Source organism: Tenacibaculum sp. MEBiC06402, assembly GCF_049239625.1.
Taxonomy (GTDB): Bacteria; Bacteroidota; Bacteroidia; order Flavobacteriales; family Flavobacteriaceae; genus Polaribacter.
The window spans coordinates 47,703-65,064 of record NZ_JBMKKT010000101.1 but is presented as its reverse complement, the minus strand read 5'-3'; the positions used below and the strand labels follow the sequence as shown (position 1 = coordinate 65,064).

Below are 17,362 nucleotides of genomic sequence, written 5' to 3'. Positions count from 1 at the left end.
GATTATTTTGCGTCAATTAAACGAGCATATGCTCCTGAATTATTCATTAATTCTAAATGTGTACCTCTTTCAACTATCTTTCCGTATTCCATCACAATAATTTCATCACAATCCATGATAGTACTCAACCTGTGTGCTACAATTAAACAGGTACAACCTCTTCGTTTTATATTATCCATAACAATCTTTTCAGATTTTGGATCTAAAGCACTTGTAGCTTCGTCCATTACCAAAATGGAAGGATTTAAAGCCAAAGCTCTGGCTATTTCTAAACGCTGACGTTGTCCTCCACTAAAGTTAGAACCTCTCTCAATTACATCGCTTTCATATGCTTCGGTTCTAGATGCAATGACATCATGAATAGCAGCATCTTTGGCCGACTGGATAATACTTTTCTCAGGAATTTTGTGGTCCCAAAAAGCGATGTTTTCATGGATAGTTCCTTTAAACATTAATACCTCTTGGTCTATAACTGCAACAGATTCGTTAACTATGTGTCTTGGAATTTCTCTTCTAGGCGTATCATCAAATAAAATTTCGCCTTTCCACGGATCATAAAGCCCAGATGCTAAGCGTGCTACTGTAGATTTACCACTTCCTGAACCTCCGACTAAGGCAACTCTACTTCCTGGTTTTAACTTCAAATTAAAATCTTCAATTAAAGGATCCATAGTAGTATTGTAACCAAAAGTTACATTCTTCATTTCAAAATGACCTGTTAGTTTATTTTGAAACTTATTAGTTTGTTTTTGAGTGTTTTCTTCTTCAACAAACTCACTTGATACTTCATAATTAAGAACATCGTCTATTCTCGTCATGTCACTTTCTGTTTCCTGTAGAAGACTTCCAACAGTAACTAACTGGTTTACGGGACCAATAAAATTATTCATCAAGTAAAGAAATGCTACTAACATACCTAATGTCATTTCTCCATTCATAACTCTAGTAGCTCCAACCCCTAAAATAATTGCACTGTTTAAAGACATTAATAAAGGTGGTACTGTATTTAGTCGTGTGGTTAACCAACCTAATTCTTGCTGAGCGTTAGTAACTTTTGCTAAGTAACCTGTCCAGTTTGTAAAGAAATCATTTTCTCTTCCAGAAGCTTTTAAGGTTTCAATCATACTAATTCCCGAAGTTGTAGTTCCTAGTAACTTTCCATTTTCACTAGACAATCTTCTACTCCCATCTTTTCTGGCTCTTGAAACATATCTAAGGATAACAATATTTAAACTCGCCATAAAAATTCCTATAAACGTTAAAAGCACGTCATATGAAAACATTAACATCGCATAAAACACCACCATAATAACGTTTAACGCTGAGTTTGCTAAATCTCCACTTAGTAATTTAGCTACTTTATCGTTTAAAGAAACTCTACTTCCTATTTCTCCACTGTAACGCTGAGTAAAAAAGGCAATTGGTAAATGAAAAACATGCCATAAAAACTTACTCGAGGTGGTTAAAGCTAGTTTTGTTTCCAATCGTAATAAATAATACTGCTGAATATATACCAGTAGTGCATTTACTGCTAACATACCTCCCATAATTAATAATAGAGGCATCACAAAACCTGAAATTCCATTAATTAAATATTTGTCAATAAAAATCTTAGTGAACGATGGAATTACCAATCCTGGAATTACCAGAAATAAACTCGCTAAAATAATATAGGTTAAACTTAACTTAGAATTAGAAACTCTTGAAGCTAAAGCGCTTAATAAACCTTTTTTCTCATTTCCCTTTTCAAAATTTTCCCCAGGTTTAAGTGTTAGAACAACTCCTGTATAAGCGTCATCAAACTCTTGATGACTAACATAATACCTACCTTGAGCAGGATCACTTAAATACACTCTATCTTTTGTAAACCCTTCAATTACTAAAAAGTGATTAAAATTCCAGAAAATAATAGCTGGCATTTCTAACTCTTTAAGCTTCTCTATTGATTTTGCATATCCCTTACCCTCAAGACCATATTGTCTTGCAGCTTTTAAAATATTAGTAGCTTTTAAACCATCTCTAGAAACCCCACAAGAGATTCTTAATTTTTCTAATGGAACGAACTTTCCGTAATATCCTAATATAATACTTAAGGCAGCTGCTCCACACTCTACACCTTCCATTTGTAAAACGGTAGGTGTAGTTACTCTTTTCGGGAGCTTCTTATTTATATTTTCTTTTTTAGTAAACATAATTCAGATGGTATTAATAAAGGTCAAAGAACTTCTTAAATGCAGGCACTACTAAAGCAATAGGAGGCTCTGATTTCACAGTAATTTTTCCCATACATGAAGTTCCTTCATTAATTAAAATTTTAGGTCCTTGTGCAGAAGTCCACTTGAATCCACTATAAGCATCCTTGTCTTTTTCAAACTCTACATACACTTCAAATAATGCTCCTTGTTGTAATAAACCACGAACTAATTGGTCATTTTTAACGGTCATCATCATTCCTTTCTGTGTTATTGGAAAATCAGAAACGTATGTAACTTTTCCTTTCATAAAACCAAATTCTTGTGGCTGCACTGTTGATGGCACAACTAAAGCCTGCATTCCTTCTTTAATTTTTTTTCCATCTTGAGAAGGAATGTATAACACACCTCTTAACTTACTATCGCCTTTACTTTGGTTTTGATTTTTCAACTTGAATAAAGGAGAACCTTGACTTACAATTACTCCTATATCTGATAATATTTCAACCACTTCGCCAGAATAAGAACTTGTAATTTTTGTTTGTTTTGCATATCGCTCCTCTAAGTGTTTCAATCTTCTCTCAGTTTCAGAAATGCGTTGCTTACTTAGATTTATTTTTTGTTGTAAATCAAAGCCTAAGTTTAACTTTTGACTTGAAGTTTGAACTAATTTTGCTTTTAATTGTTCGATTGAATTTTTTGAAGCTTCAATTTGTTGTTCTGTATTAATAACTTGTGATCTTGTGATTAATCCTTTCTTATATAAACCGTTCTCAGTTTCTAATTGATTTCTTAAAAAGTCTAATCTTTTCTGATCCGATTTTATTTGTAATTCAATACTACTTCTCTGTTGTACAATTAATTCTCCTTGAAGCTTTGTATCTTCACTACCGAAAGACAGCAATCTTTGTAATTCAAATTCACGTTCTTTTAAAGACGCTTTTACTTCTTCTATTTGTTGAAATAACTCTGGTTGTTCAATTAAACCAACCACTTGTCCTTTTTCAATTTCATCTCCAATATTAATATTCAACTTAATCAATTGTCCTTGAGATGTTGAAACAACTTCATGAATTTCTCCTCCTAATAAAACTCCTACAACATTTAGTTTTGTTTTAATATTTCCGAAGAAAGACCACATAATTCCTGTAGTTAATGCTACAAATACAGTTACCAATGCTATCCATCCTTTTGGACTTGTAACTTTTATTAACTGATCAAGTTTTTCTGGTGTTGAAAGCTTCTCTAACGCCGCTTTTCTAAAAAATCCTGCTGCCATTTTATTTAGTTTTTATTTTTTTGGAATCGTGTAAAATAATTCCGTAGTAATTTTTGAGTTTGTTTTTTTAAGAAGTGTACCTGTTTGGTACCTAAGACTTACAATTGCTGAAGCGAATTGTTGATTTGCCTGCAAATATTCAAGCTGCGCAAATGTTAATCGTTCTTGAAATAAGATTAAGTTCAATAACGTAGTTAAACCGTTTTGAAATTTTTCTTTTTCGTTATCAAAGACCTGACGATAGTATCGTAAAGATTCTTCCGCTTTTTCAAGTATTGATACACTATTTTGCAAGTTATTTACTGCAATAGAAACGTTAAGAGATACGTTTCTTCTTAAATTGTCATTTGAAATTTGTTGATTTTCAAAGAGTGTTTTGTTCTTTAAGTAGTTACCGCGTGCGTTGTTATTATTTAATGCAAATTGAAAATTTAATCGAACTCCAAACCCAACACTTCTCCCGTCATTCTGCGTAAAAGTCGACAATGCATTATTCAATCCGTTACCAAAATTCAATCCTCCATAGTTCACAAATCCAGATAAGTTTAACTGAGGTTTCTTACTATTTTCCGCTAAACTTAACCTTGTTTTAATTGCCTCTTCAGTTTGCAATGAAGCCTCAATATCACTTCTGTTTTCAATTGCCAAAGAAATATAATCCTGAACATTAATATTGTTAGTATACCCTGAAGCCAAAACTTGCGGAAACTGATCATTTGGATCATTTAATGCTTTACTATCAGATTCGCTTAAACCAATAACCCTTCCTAAATTTAATTTAGCGCTATAATATTGTTGTTCAGCCGCTTTTGTTTGCCTTACTTGGTTCGCTAAATCCGCCTGAATTTGCGCAAGATCTCCTGCTGGTTTTTTATCCGCCTTTACTAGTTCTTCTGTAATCTCTAAAACCCTTTGTACTCGTAACTCATTTTCTCTAAAGATTTCTAAACTTTGGAAAGCAGCAACATACTGCCAATAAGCATCGGCTAATTGTAATATCTCAAATGAGTTCCTAAAATTCAAATTAGTTTTTTCACTCTCTAAGTCAAGCAATGATGATTCTTCTAATGCAGAAGCAACATCTGCACTTCCTCGAAGTAAAGGTTGAGTTAAAGAAAACGAACTTGATACTGTATGCTCTCCTATATTTGCTCCAACATCTCTAAAAAATCTATCCAGTTGGTAGTTATCCTTAGACATAGAATAATTAACGGACCAATCAGCAATTAATCCTATTCTAAATCGCTTTTGTAAACCTAAAGAAGTTATAAAACGATTAGCCTTTAAATCTTCAGAAAGAGCATTTGTTCTCGGATCAAAAGAATATAAATTAGAAACTGTTCTATCAGTAGTAATCCCCGATGTTAATTGATAATCAAATAAACTTTTTTGAATTTGATAATCTCCTTCTGCATTTAAAATTGACAATTGATTCGTTTGAACAATTGGACTTTTATCTAAAGTTAATTCTGCAAGATTTACAATACTACCTTTTTGTAACTCTTGAGCATTTATTAATTGTAGAAATGAAAATAATAAAATTGTGATTTGAAATCGATTCCCCATGTTCCCCTCTAATTATACTTCTGAAAATTTTTGTAAAATTTGCCCAAATCTTGACCCCCCGACTGAAACGCCATCAAGAACAGACTCATCTATAAGATCTTCTTCACTAGGGTTTCCATAGCCCAACTGACTTGTTGTTTTTCGTAATCTGTTTGACAGGAATAACGCCAAAGCATAATAGAAGTTTGCTTTAAATTCAAGATTCGACGCTAATCTGCTATTCATTAATTCTCTTGAAATTGCATATACACTTGTTTCCTCTGTAGCCATAACTGAAACAGAAGGTGGACGAGACTCTAAAAATGACATCTCCCCTACGATTTCACCAGCTCCAATTTCTGCAATAAGGTTGTCACTTTCTCCATCAGTAATTGACAATTTCCCAGATAGAACGATATATAAACTATCAATTGTCTTACCTTTTTCTATCAATCTATCACCTACTTCTAATTCTTCTTTATATCCGTTATTAATCATCCATTCGATATCGATATCATCTAGATGCCCTAATAAGAAAAGTACTCGTTTCATAATTATATTTTTTCTGTTATCTATTTATGCTAGCTAAATTAGCTTTACTCATTACTAGAAAAACGACAACAAAACTGCTATAACTGCCAAATGTATCTTTTCAAAAAAAATCACTTAAAAAACTGTAGTACAAACATTTAAAAACAACAAATCAAGAGAAAACTCTTACATATAAGTCAAAAAAAAGCGGCCTTTAAGTCAAGACCGCTAGATAGATTTCTCAATTGTCAACAATTAAAATTTAAATAAAATTAAACACCTCTGTGCCCTTACACTTTTTACTATGTTCAATACTTATCTAAATCGAGGGTTCTTTATTCATAACACGAATGAAAAAAGCTAGAAAGCAGTTAACATAATTGTATAATGAGAAATAAATAGAAATAAAAATACACCACTTCTAGCTTATATTAATACTCTTTTGATTTCAATAACTCTTTAGGATACATTCCATATTGTTGGTTAAACAATTTTGAAAAGTAATGCGTGTCGTAATATCCTACCGCATAAGAAATTTGTGACACTGTATCATATAAATAACTATCAATCAAACTCTTTGCTTTATGTAATTTTAAAATTCTGATATACTTATTCGGAGTTAGCTTGACTAAACTTTTAATTTTTCGATGTAATTGTCTTTCACTTACCGATAATTTAAAAGACAAGTCATATAGATTCAGATCTTTGTGTTTTATATTTTTATGAATTTCTTGTTCCATTTTTTGCAACCAAGAAATATCCCGTTTTGAAATTTTGTTAGTATTAAGCTCTTCTTTACACATAGATTTCACTCGTTCGTTTGAGCTATACACCTTAAAAAAAACCAAATCTTCGAATGTGGTTCCATTTGCTTTTTTCACAACCTCATCAACAATTCTCTTAATTTCTAAGCTATGCGTAAAGATTAGTTCATTCTTTGCTACTTCTTGGGCCTCTTTATTATCAGATTTATTAAACTCCTCAATTATTGATGATAATGGAGATTCTATATCTCTTAATAATTTAGATAGCATGTCAATGTTAGCCGACCCCTCTGTATTATTTAAACTCAAATTCATAATACTTTCTGTTTTTAAATTTCAAATTCCCCGTTTGAATTTTGATTGATTGATTTGTATTAATTCAAAAGTTTTTTATATGACCTTCTTTTGGTTTTAACACACTTACAAATCAACTACAGAAATTGGGTGAAAAAAAACTATCTAACTCCAGATTTATAAATCTATAACCCTAGATTTATAAATTGAAAACATACAAGTGAAAACCGCAACACATTGTATGACAGTTAATTAAACCTTTTAACTTTTTAGTTTCTAGAAAAAAGCTATTTTTGTGGCTAGTCTCAAGAAACCAAATGAAAAAAACTACAAATCCTTATACTTTTTTAAGAGATTTTTGTTTTAGAAGTCCCATTTTGTCCTTAAACTTTTATAAAGAGATTGTAAAAAAATCCTCTTTTGAGTTGGATGATTTAAAAAAGTTATGGAAAAAACCTGTTATTAAAGAAGCTATTTTTTTAGCTTCAAAGACATTGTACGATGAAATAGAAAAAAATATTTCAGTCGCTAATGATGAAAAGTTAGCTACATTAAAATTTTCCTTTTTAAAATATCTTTACAGAGCCTCTACCAGATGTACCCCTTTTGGTTTATTTTCTGGAATAGGTGTTGGAGAAATTACGGATAGAACTGCGCTAGAGTTAAATACATTTGATTCATTCAAAAGAAGAACAAGTTTTGATACCGACTTCTTGTTTAATTTAGCTGCTGCTTATTCAAAAAAAGAATCTATAAAAAAGAATACCATATACTTTCCAAACTCTTCTTTGTATCCTTTTTATAATCAGTATAGATATATTGATTATCAATCGGAAAAAAATCAAAGGAGTTATAGCATAGAAGCTGTTTATAAAAACGAGTATTTAGATGCAATAATTAAAAAAAGTGAAAATGGAGCTAATTACAATGAGTTAGTTAACTTATTAAGTTCAGATAAAATCTCTAAAGAAGAAGCATCTGATTTTATTGATTCATTGATTTATAATAAAATATTAGTCAATAGTATAGAAGTTTCTATAACTGGAGGTGATACTTTCGATACTTTAATAAGTGAACTAGAGTCTTGCAAAGACTCTAAACTTAGTCTTGAAAAGTTATATTCTTTACAAAAATCCTTGGGCGATTTAGATAAAAAAATTGGAAATAATGTTTCTAACTATAATGAAATCATTGAGATTGTAAAAGAATTAGATATTAATTATAATCCGAATTATTTATTTCAAACAGATCTAGAATTAACAACAACAACTAATGAAATAAATCAAAAAGTAGTTTATCAAATTAAAAAAGTCATTCCTTTTTTATTAAAAATTAGTAAATACCAAGAAAACAAAAATTTAACTCGTTTTAAAAATAGGTTTACTCAAAGATATGAAGACCAAGAGGTGCTACTTAATGAAGTTTTAGATGTTGAAAGCGGAATAGGTTATATCCAGAATTCATTAGTTTCTGATACCACTCCTTTTTTAAAAGATATTACCCCCACCAAAAAGAAAAAATTTATATCACAGCATGAATTAAATGATGCAGAAAAAATTATTATCAATAAGTTTTTAGCATCTCAACGAAACAAGGAAACTATTTTAGTTCTTAATGAAGAAGATTTTGACAATATAATATCGGAAAACAATTACTTACCAGATACATTATCTGCCTTTACAGAAGTTATTCAAAATGACAATGATAACTTAATCATGTTGTATAATTTAAGTGCAAGTGCAGGAAAATTGTTAGGGCGTTTCACTCATTCAAAAAGGGTTGAGGAATATGTAAAAAAAATTACAGCTATTGAACAACAAATGCATACTGATAAAATTTTAGCTGAAATTGTTCATCTTCCAGAATCTAGGGTTGGTAATATTTTAAGAAGAAACCACTTACGAGATTTTGAAATTCCTTACATCTCAAAATCAACTTTAAAGGAAGAAAATCAGCTTAATTTAAACGATTTATTAGTATCTGTAAGAAATAATAAAGTTATTCTAAGATCTAAAAAACTACAAAAAGAAATACTTCCTAAACTTACAAATGCTCATAATTATTCGCTTAATGCGCTACCTGTATATGAATTTTTGGCTGATTTAGAATTACAGAATCAAAGAGATAGTTTAGATTTTTCTTGGCCTTCCATTATTGCTGACAACAGTTTTTTACCAAGAGTTGTATATAAGAATATTATATTATCCAAGGCTAAATGGATATTACATAAAGATGCAATCCCAGAATTTTTAGAATCTAAACACGACGATACGATTTCAATTATAAAAAACTGGCAAGCAGAAAACAATGTGCCCGATTTTATTCAAATAGTTAATAATGATAATACATTATTAATTAATTTAAATCATCTTGATAGTGTTTTAATTTTAAAAGAAACACTCAGAAAAAAAGAAAAGATAACATTAGAAGAATTTTTACATACAAGCAACACATTTGTTAGCAATAGCAACAATGAATACTTTACTAATGAATGTTTATTTACTTTTTACAACCAATCTAAACTAAATAAGAGCTAATGGTACAACGGAAATTTTTATTTGGTGATCAGTGGTTGTACTATAAAATTTATTGTGGTAAAAAAACTTCCGATACAATTCTTACTGAACTAATTCAACCATTATCTAATAAACTCTTACAGGAGAATTTAATTGAAAAGTGGTTTTTTATTCGGTATCAAGATCCACAAAATCATTTAAGAGTTCGATTTTTATCTACCAATAATAATCATAACGGAAAAATTATTCAGTCAGTAAACATGCAACTCAAAGAATATTTTGAGAATGGATTTATATGGAATGTCCAGTCAGATGTATATAACAGAGAGCTTGAAAGGTATGGATATTCAACTATTAGCCTGGCGGAAGATTTTTTCTTTTTAGATAGCCAACTTTGCTTACAAGCTTTATCTAGTATCCAAAACGATGAAACGCAATTCTTGTTTTCGTTGAAATATATAGATACAATCCTTGATAGTTTTGAGTTTACTCTTGAAAGAAAATTACAATTTGCAAAAGAACTTCTTGAATCCTTTAAACAGGAATTCAATGCAGATAAACAATTAAACAAACAATTAAATATTAAATATCAGAATCTAAGACCTGCTATTCTATCTTTTTTCAACCTAAATAATGAATCCTTCAAGAGTTATTATGACTTAATTGATATCAATGGCGTTCAAAATATTGCAAATTCTATATTAAAAAAGCTACCAAAAGAAAACATTTTATTAGAAGATTTGCTATCTAGTTATATACACATGACAGTTAACAGATTATTTAGAGATAAACAACGTTTACACGAACTAGTTTGTTATAGTTGTCTCCAAAAATATTACCAATTAAAAACCAGCACAAATGAATAAAAAGTTAACCTTCCTATTCCTACTAATTATTCAGTCTATATTTACACAAAACGCTGTTATAGATTCTTTAGTAAATGAAAAATATGAGAATCTCAAAGTAAGCTTTCAAAAAATAGAATATGACTCAATCACAGAATTTAATCATGCTCAAGCTTATTTAATAAAAGCTAAAAAAGAAAATAATTTAGTTAGAATTGCTGATGGTTATTACTTTTTATCACGCATATACAACGATGAACTTTCTTTACAATATGTAGATAGTATTATTAATCTTTCGAAAAAATTAAAAAACCATCCGAAATACCCAGCAATCGCTTATGAAACTAAAGGAATAGTATTTCACCAAAAGGGAGATTTCGACAATGCTTTAAAATTTTATGTCTTAGCATTAAAACATACTCAAAACAATAACTTTCATCATGCAAGTGTTAAATTCGATATCGCTTCAATAAAATATAGATTAGGATTTCGAGAGGAGGCAAAACGATTATTTAAAAGTTACTTGAAAGAACTGGATAAATTAGACTTCCCTAATAGAGAATTTTACTATAACAGAGGGATTTATGCCTATTGTGATGCACTTATATATACCAAAAAATTAGATTCCGCTCAAATAATGATTGATGAAGGAATTAGAAGAACATTAAACAGTACAGATATTATTGTTAAAACACGATTTAAATTAAACTACGGAATTAACGCTTATTACAAAAAAGAATATGACAAGGCATTAAAAGCTCTTTTGGAGAGTTTACATAGTATTGAAAAACAAGGCGACGATTTAACAACAGCTATTAATCAATCTTACATTGGCAAAACCTATTATGAATTAGGTAAAAAGGATAGTGCTATTACTTATCTTAAAAAAGCACACTTGTTTTTACAAGAAACCAATGATGTGGCTCTTGAAATTTTGGATGGATACCAATATTTAATCAATCACTATAAAGCTGAAAAAGAATATGACAAACAGCTATTATACATTAATGCTTTGATGAAATTTGATTCTGTTTACAACTCAAAATCTCGTAGAGTTTCTCAGCAAATAACTAAAAGTTACGAAATACCTTATTTACTCTCAGAAAAGGAAAAATTAATTTCTACTCTTAAAGAAAATGAAAACAACAATAATAGTTTAAAAATTATCTTTTTAGTAATTAGTATAATTGCTTTGGCAGGAATTATTTTACTATTTCGAAGAAACTATATTCTTAAAAAGCGATTTACACTTGTAGTTGAACAAAATTCAGCTCAAGTTGCTTCAAAAAAACAAGATGTTGAAGAAATATTAGGGAAATCTGAAATTAAAATTGAAGAAAATTCATCTGAAAATAAAATTGAAATAACAGGAGTTTCAGAGGAGAATATTCAAAAAATTCTTTCCGATTTAAAAAAGTTTGAGGATAAAGAACAATTCTTGAAAAAGAAATACACCTTATCTTCTCTTGCAAAAGAACTTAAAACAAATAGTTCATATTTATCAAAAGTCATAAACTTTAAAAAAGGAACAAACTTTGCAAACTATCTAAATAATCTAAAAATTGACTATGCAATTAATAGATTAACTACCGATAAAAAATTCAGATCATATACCATAAAAGCCATTTCCGAAGAATCAGGATTTAATAGTCAACAGACTTTTTCAATTGCATTTCACAAAAAAACGAAACTACAACCTTCTTATTTCATAAAACAACTAGAAAAAAAACAACACGCTGACTAGCAGTATTTTAATGTGTTCTTTTTACGAATTCAGAGCTATAGATTTATAAATCTGTTATTATATCGTTTTTTTTGAACCTTTATATTATATAGTTTAGCCACAGAAATAAATCTAAAATAAAGTATAATGGGAAATCAAAAAAAAGAATTAAAATTAGAAAAGTTTAGAGTAACTAAAATTAAAAACTCAAGCGAGATTTTTGGCGGAAACGTGAATGGTGGACAAAATCCTGTTTGTTCAGTTTTCCAAACCACTACTAAAACTAAAGATAAAGGGAATCAATTATTACCTTAATCAAATTCAAAAAAAAGAGATTATTAATTCAACCACAATAATCTCTTTTTTTTACTTTTATAACATTAATTCCAAATAATGCTCAAAAAATTCCCCTTCCTATTAATCATCCTTTGTTTTCAATGTAAAGATTATGAAAAATTGAATCAAGAAATACTTACACCACAGATTTTCGTTGAAAAACACCATGGTAAAGAGTTAATAGATCATTTTAGATATATAGAAAACAAAAAAGATACAACTGTAATTAACTGGTATAAAAACCAAACAAGCTTTGCCAACGAAACCCTAAAGCACATAACAAATAGGCATGCAATTTTTAATTACTTAAAACAAAATAATCAAGAAGTATCTGGCGAAAAAATAACTAATCTTTCTATAGTTGGGCAATTCTATTTTTACCTAAAAACAACAGATTTGAATAAAGCTAAAAGCTTATATTTCAAAAAAAATAGTGATGGAAAGGAGAATCTATTATTCTCTCCTTCTGAATCAGAAAAATTTAAAAATCATGCAATTAACTATATCAAACCAAGTCCCACAGGATCGAAAATTATAGTTAGTCTTACCGAAAATGACAAAGAAATTTCTCAAATGATTATTGTGGATACTGCGTCCAAAACAATAGCTCCTCAGATAATACAAAATTGTTGGCCATCTGCTCTTGGTGGTGTTAGTTGGCTGCCCGATGAATCTGGCTTCTTTTACATGCATATTCCTGTAACAGATAGAAACTCTGAAGAATTTGCATTAAACACAAGTTCTGTCCTTTATAAATTAGGTACAGATCCAACTGACTTGAATATTATTTTATCGAGTAAAAAAGGAAGTAACTTTAAAATTAAAGAAGAGGACTTTCCTATTGTTCATCTAAAAGATGATAAATATATTTTTGCCGGGATATATAATGTAAGTGAATTTGTAGACTATTACTTTGCTCCAATAACAGAATTAAATAACAAGAAAATAAATTGGAAACCTCTTTACAGAAGTACAGATAAAGTAAAAGATTTTTACCTAAAGAACGATTCTATTTATTTACTATCCGCACACAATGCTTCAAATTTTAAAATATTGAAAGATCAAGTTTCAACCATTGACATTGAAAAATCTAGAATAGTTGTTCCTGAAGATCAATCTGAGGTTATTACAAGTATGGCAATTACTAAAGAAGGAATATTTTATGTAACTAATAAAAATGGTATAAGCGCTAGTATTCATAAAAAAGACTTTGAATCTCCTCTACCTCAAAAAATAAATATACCACAATCTGGAGACATTAATTTATATTCTTTAGGGGTAAACAATAACGATTTATGGATTGTTACTAAAGGATGGATAAGTGATAATGTAAGATATAAACTTGACTCTGAGAACAATACCTTTGTGGAAGAAAACATTGTCTCATCAGGAAAATCAAATCCGTCTGATTTAGTGGTTGAAGAAGTAGAAGTGAAATCACATGATGGTATTATGGTTCCACTATCAATTATTTACAAAAAAGGCATAAAGTTCAATTCAAAAAATAGAGTTATGATAACTGGATATGGAGCTTATGGTTTTTCAGACACACCATTAATGGATGATTATATTAAAGCATGGACTGAAAATAATGGCATATATGCTGTAGCACATGTGAGAGGTGGTGGAGAAAAAGGAGATACTTGGCATCTAGGAGGCATGAAAAAAACAAAGCCAAATACCTGGAAAGATTTTATTGCTTGTACTAAATATTTAATTGATAAAAAATATACTTCATCTGATAAGATTGTCGCTTGGAGTGCCAGTGCCGGTGGAGTTTTGATTGGAAGAGCCATTACCTTAAGACCTGATTTATATAAAGCTGCGATAGTTCGATCTGGAAAGTTAAACGCAACAAGATCAGAGTTTGGCCCAGCTGGACCAAATAATATTACTGAATTCGGTACCGTAAAAGATAGTTTAGAATTCAACTATCTTCTAGAAATGGATGCCTATCACCACATAAAAAAGGATGTAAAATATCCTTCAATGTTATTAATTTCAGGACTAAATGACCCAAGAACTGCTTCATATGAAACAGGAAAATTCGTAGCAAAGCTACTAGCATTTAATAAAGAAAGAAATCCAGTTTTATTAAAAGCTGATACCGAAAGTGGTCATGGATTCGATCAAACCAGCAATAAAAGAATAGAAGACTTAACAGATATTCTTTCTTTTGCTCTCTGGCAAACGGGACACCCAGACTTTCAGCCACAATAACTAGGTTCAGTTTTTATATTGAAGTATTATTTTTCTCTTAAGATATTTTAATAGAATTATTATACCGACCTTTGCCGCTAATTTGTAGAAATTCATCAAACAATGAATACCAGAGTACTCGCGTTAGCAGCGGTTTCTATCGTTACTATTATTTATGGAGTTACATTTACAGTTGCCAAAGAGGTAATGCCGCATTATGTTAAACCTTTTGGGTTTATTTTTATTCGAATTACATCTGCAATGCTACTGTTTTGGACAGCAAGTCTTTTTATTAAAAATGATAAAATTGAAAAAGGCGATTATAAAATTATCGCATTAGCTGCTTTCTTTGGTATTGCTTTTAACATGCTTACTTTTTTTAAAGGATTAAATTATACAACTCCTATCAACGCTTCGGTAATGATGGTAACATCTCCGATTTTAGTGCTAATTTTCTCTAGTATTTTAATAAAAGAAAGGCCTACAGCGATTAAAATAATTGGTGTTATAATTGGACTTATTGGAGCGGTAGTACTTATACTGTACAGCGGAAAAACTGGTGCGAACGCTAAAAATATGATGCTTGGAAATTTCTTAGTATTTGTAAACGCTGCTTCTTACGGAATGTACTTAGTTGTTGCTAAAAAAATAGTTGCAAAATATAAACCTATCACTTTTATTCGTTGGTTGTATTTATTCGGTTTTATATTCATGTTTCCTTTCGGAATATCTGAATTTACAGAAATTCAATGGGAAATTATTCCAATGTCAGGTTACTTAAGAATAGGATTTGTCGTTGTATTTGCTTCTTGTATTACGTATTTATTCAATTTATGGGCGCTTTCAAAATTGAAACCAACAACAGTAAGTGTTTTTATCTATTTACAACCCGTTGTTGCTAGTATTTATGCATTAATTGTTGGTAGCGATTATATAGATACCATTAAAATTTTTGCTACGATCCTTATTTTTATCGGTGTATACTTAGTTTCCAAACAAGCACCGGCTAGTACAAGCAAATAATGTATCTTTACGGCTTATTAAAATCAAGGTATGATTCAATCTATGACAGGATACGGGAAATCCGTATTACAATTACCCACTAAAAAAGTTACTATTGAAGTTAAATCTTTAAATAGTAAAAACTTAGATATTAACACTCGTATTCCTTCTTTTTACAAAGAAAAGGAATTAACTATTCGTAAGAAATTAGCGAACATTTTAGTAAGGGGTAAAGTAGATTTTTCTATTTATGTTGAAATGACTGCTGATGAAACTTCAACTTCTGTAAACAAAGGAGTAGTGTCGGAGTATATTAAGCAACTCCGTGACGTAGTTTATATCGATGTAAATGATCAGGTTGAACTACTAAAAATGGCGGTTAGGATGCCAGATGCTCTTAAAACAGAAAGAGAAGAGTTAGATGAAAACGAATGGTCAGAAATTGAAAAACATATTGAAGTAGCGTTAAAAGAAATTGTTCAATATAGAACTGATGAAGCGGCTTCTTTAGAAATTGATTTTAAAGAACGTATTGCTAATATTAAAACTTGTTTAGAACAAGTTAAAGAAATGGATGGTGATCGCATTGCAAATGTGAAGCAACGATTAGCTAAAGCTCTAGAAGAATTAAAGGTTGAAGTTGATGAGAACCGTTTTGAGCAAGAACTGATTTATTACTTAGAAAAACTAGATATAAACGAAGAGAAAGTTCGTTTAGCAAATCATTTGGACTACTTTTTGCAGGCACTCGAAACAAAAGACTCTAACGGAAAAAAATTAGGGTTTATCATTCAAGAAATCGGTAGAGAAATTAATACTACTGGATCAAAAGCAAATTATGCCCCAATGCAAAAGATTGTCATTCAAATGAAAGACGAATTAGAGAAAATAAAGGAACAAATATTAAACGTATTATAATGACGAAAGAATTTAAAGGTAAATTATTTGTGTTTTCAGCCCCTTCAGGATCTGGAAAAACCACTATTGTTCGTCATTTACTATCACAAGAAAAATTTGGCTTAGAATTTTCGATATCTGCTACCTCTCGTGCTCCACGTGGTGAAGAAAAAGATGGTACTGATTACTATTTTATTTCTAGAGATGAATTCATTAATAAAATTAAAAATGATGAATTTTTAGAGTGGGAAGAAGTGTATAGGGATAACTTTTACGGAACTTTAAAAACAGAAGTCGAGCGCATTTGGGCTAAAGGCAAACACGTAATTTTTGATATTGATGTTGCTGGAGGTTTACGAATAAAGAAAAAGTTCCCGGAAGAAACGCTCGCCGTTTTTGTAAAACCACCAAGTGTAGATGAATTAAAAATTCGTTTAAAGAAAAGAAAAACAGAGAGTGAAGATAAAATCAACATGAGAATTGCTAAAGCTTCTGTAGAGTTAGCAACTGCCCCTCAATTTGACAAGATCATTAAAAACTACGAACTAGACGTCGCTTTAAAAGAAGCTGAAGAATTAGTAGGAGGTTTTATCGGACTTGAGAATTAAGCCAATAGCTTTTATAAAAGTTCCAGTATTGTAAAAATCTTGAAAATGAAAAACATCGGGTTATATTTCGGAACATTCAATCCAATCCATATAGGTCATTTAATCATTGCTAATCATATGGTTGAAAATTCCGACTTAGATGAAATTTGGATGGTAATTACTCCTCACAATCCTTTTAAAAAGAAGAGTTCACTTTTAGATAATCACCATCGTTTTGAAATGGTATATCGAGCTACGGAAAATTTTGATAAAATTTCACCCTCAGATATCGAATTTAAGTTGCCTCAACCTAATTATACAGTACATACACTTGCTCATATTTCTGAGAAATACCCTTCTTATAAATTCAACCTGATTATGGGAGAGGACAATTTAAAAAGTCTTCATAAATGGAAGAATTACGAAACAATTTTAGAACATCATGACGTGTATGTCTATCCGAGAATCTCTGAAGGTAAAGTCGAAACACAATTTGACAATCATCCAAAAATTCATAGGGTAAATGCTCCAATTATTGAAATTTCATCAACGATGGTTCGTAACTCTATAAAAGAAGGAAAAAACATAAAACCACTTTTATCTTCAACGGTTTGGGAATATATCGACGAAATGAACTTTTATAAAAAATAGT

The 17,362-nt window shown here is 30.2% G+C and carries 14 protein-coding genes; 9 read left to right on the top strand and 5 right to left on the bottom strand.

Going from position 1 to position 17,362, the window contains the following annotated elements:
- Positions 1 to 2: 2 nt before the first annotated feature.
- From ACOSP6_RS13835 to ACOSP6_RS13815, 5 genes are all read right to left on the bottom strand, one after another.
- Positions 3 to 2,192, bottom strand: a complete 2,190-nt coding sequence (locus ACOSP6_RS13835) for an NHLP family bacteriocin export ABC transporter peptidase/permease/ATPase subunit (protein WP_422094564.1) — start codon at positions 2,190 to 2,192, stop codon at positions 3 to 5.
- Between the two features lie 13 nt (positions 2,193 to 2,205).
- Positions 2,206 to 3,471, bottom strand: coding sequence for an NHLP bacteriocin system secretion protein (locus ACOSP6_RS13830; RefSeq protein ID WP_422094565.1), 1,266 nt, complete (start codon positions 3,469 to 3,471; stop codon positions 2,206 to 2,208).
- Between the two features lie 12 nt (positions 3,472 to 3,483).
- On the bottom strand, positions 3,484 to 5,037 hold the full coding sequence (locus tag ACOSP6_RS13825) for a TolC family protein (RefSeq protein WP_422094566.1): 1,554 nt from the start codon (positions 5,035 to 5,037) through the stop codon (positions 3,484 to 3,486).
- Between the two features lie 12 nt (positions 5,038 to 5,049).
- Positions 5,050 to 5,568, bottom strand: a complete 519-nt coding sequence (locus ACOSP6_RS13820; protein ID WP_422094567.1) for a cyclic nucleotide-binding domain-containing protein — start codon at positions 5,566 to 5,568, stop codon at positions 5,050 to 5,052.
- Between the two features lie 410 nt (positions 5,569 to 5,978).
- Entirely contained in the window at positions 5,979 to 6,626 is a 648-nt protein-coding gene (locus tag ACOSP6_RS13815) for a helix-turn-helix domain-containing protein (protein ID WP_422094568.1), read from the bottom strand.
- A 296-nt stretch (positions 6,627 to 6,922) separates the two neighbouring features.
- On the opposite strand from ACOSP6_RS13815, the gene ACOSP6_RS13810 reads away from it, so the two are divergent.
- The 9 genes from ACOSP6_RS13810 (at position 6,923) to nadD (ending at position 17,361) form a co-directional block, all read left to right on the top strand.
- Positions 6,923 to 9,142, top strand: coding sequence for a lantibiotic dehydratase family protein (locus ACOSP6_RS13810; RefSeq protein ID WP_422094569.1), 2,220 nt, complete (start codon positions 6,923 to 6,925; stop codon positions 9,140 to 9,142).
- On the top strand, positions 9,142 to 9,987 hold the full coding sequence (locus tag ACOSP6_RS13805) for a thiopeptide-type bacteriocin biosynthesis protein (protein WP_422094570.1): 846 nt from the start codon (positions 9,142 to 9,144) through the stop codon (positions 9,985 to 9,987). The genes ACOSP6_RS13810 and ACOSP6_RS13805 overlap by 1 nt, the downstream gene beginning before the upstream one ends.
- A complete protein-coding gene (locus ACOSP6_RS13800; protein ID WP_422094571.1) occupies positions 9,980 to 11,710 on the top strand; it encodes a tetratricopeptide repeat protein in 1,731 nt (576 codons plus the stop codon). The genes ACOSP6_RS13805 and ACOSP6_RS13800 overlap by 8 nt, the downstream gene beginning before the upstream one ends.
- 126 nt (positions 11,711 to 11,836) lie before the next feature.
- Positions 11,837 to 12,004: a hypothetical protein gene (locus ACOSP6_RS13795; protein ID WP_422094572.1), complete on the top strand. Its 168-nt coding sequence runs from the start codon at positions 11,837 to 11,839 to the stop codon at positions 12,002 to 12,004.
- Positions 12,005 to 12,145: 141 nt separating this feature from the next.
- Positions 12,146 to 14,245 carry a prolyl oligopeptidase family serine peptidase gene (locus ACOSP6_RS13790; RefSeq protein ID WP_422094573.1) on the top strand — a complete coding sequence of 700 codons (2,100 nt, stop codon included), beginning with the start codon at positions 12,146 to 12,148 and terminating at the stop codon, positions 14,243 to 14,245.
- Positions 14,246 to 14,347: 102 nt separating this feature from the next.
- Complete coding sequence (locus ACOSP6_RS13785) at positions 14,348 to 15,247, top strand: DMT family transporter (protein WP_422094574.1); 900 nt, start codon at positions 14,348 to 14,350, stop codon at positions 15,245 to 15,247.
- 30 nt (positions 15,248 to 15,277) lie between these two features.
- Positions 15,278 to 16,144, top strand: coding sequence for a YicC/YloC family endoribonuclease (locus tag ACOSP6_RS13780; protein WP_422094575.1), 867 nt, complete (start codon positions 15,278 to 15,280; stop codon positions 16,142 to 16,144).
- Positions 16,144 to 16,731 carry a guanylate kinase gene (gene gmk / locus ACOSP6_RS13775; protein WP_422094576.1) on the top strand — a complete coding sequence of 196 codons (588 nt, stop codon included), beginning with the start codon at positions 16,144 to 16,146 and terminating at the stop codon, positions 16,729 to 16,731. The genes ACOSP6_RS13780 and gmk overlap by 1 nt, the downstream gene beginning before the upstream one ends.
- Before the next feature lie 45 nt (positions 16,732 to 16,776).
- Positions 16,777 to 17,361, top strand: a complete 585-nt coding sequence (gene nadD / locus ACOSP6_RS13770; RefSeq protein ID WP_422094577.1) for a nicotinate (nicotinamide) nucleotide adenylyltransferase — start codon at positions 16,777 to 16,779, stop codon at positions 17,359 to 17,361.
- Position 17,362: the final 1 nt, after the last annotated feature.

Coding starts and splice junctions, on each gene's coding strand:
- ACOSP6_RS13835 (WP_422094564.1), bottom strand. CDS start 2,192: ATGTTTACTAAAAAAGAAAATATAAATAAGAAGCTCCCGAAAAGAGTA.
- ACOSP6_RS13830 (WP_422094565.1), bottom strand. CDS start 3,471: ATGGCAGCAGGATTTTTTAGAAAAGCGGCGTTAGAGAAGCTTTCAACA.
- ACOSP6_RS13825 (WP_422094566.1), bottom strand. CDS start 5,037: ATGGGGAATCGATTTCAAATCACAATTTTATTATTTTCATTTCTACAA.
- ACOSP6_RS13820 (WP_422094567.1), bottom strand. CDS start 5,568: ATGAAACGAGTACTTTTCTTATTAGGGCATCTAGATGATATCGATATC.
- ACOSP6_RS13815 (WP_422094568.1), bottom strand. CDS start 6,626: ATGAATTTGAGTTTAAATAATACAGAGGGGTCGGCTAACATTGACATG.
- ACOSP6_RS13810 (WP_422094569.1), top strand. CDS start 6,923: ATGAAAAAAACTACAAATCCTTATACTTTTTTAAGAGATTTTTGTTTT.
- ACOSP6_RS13805 (WP_422094570.1), top strand. CDS start 9,142: ATGGTACAACGGAAATTTTTATTTGGTGATCAGTGGTTGTACTATAAA.
- ACOSP6_RS13800 (WP_422094571.1), top strand. CDS start 9,980: ATGAATAAAAAGTTAACCTTCCTATTCCTACTAATTATTCAGTCTATA.
- ACOSP6_RS13795 (WP_422094572.1), top strand. CDS start 11,837: ATGGGAAATCAAAAAAAAGAATTAAAATTAGAAAAGTTTAGAGTAACT.
- ACOSP6_RS13785 (WP_422094574.1), top strand. CDS start 14,348: ATGAATACCAGAGTACTCGCGTTAGCAGCGGTTTCTATCGTTACTATT.
- ACOSP6_RS13780 (WP_422094575.1), top strand. CDS start 15,278: ATGATTCAATCTATGACAGGATACGGGAAATCCGTATTACAATTACCC.
- gmk (WP_422094576.1), top strand. CDS start 16,144: ATGACGAAAGAATTTAAAGGTAAATTATTTGTGTTTTCAGCCCCTTCA.
- nadD (WP_422094577.1), top strand. CDS start 16,777: ATGAAAAACATCGGGTTATATTTCGGAACATTCAATCCAATCCATATA.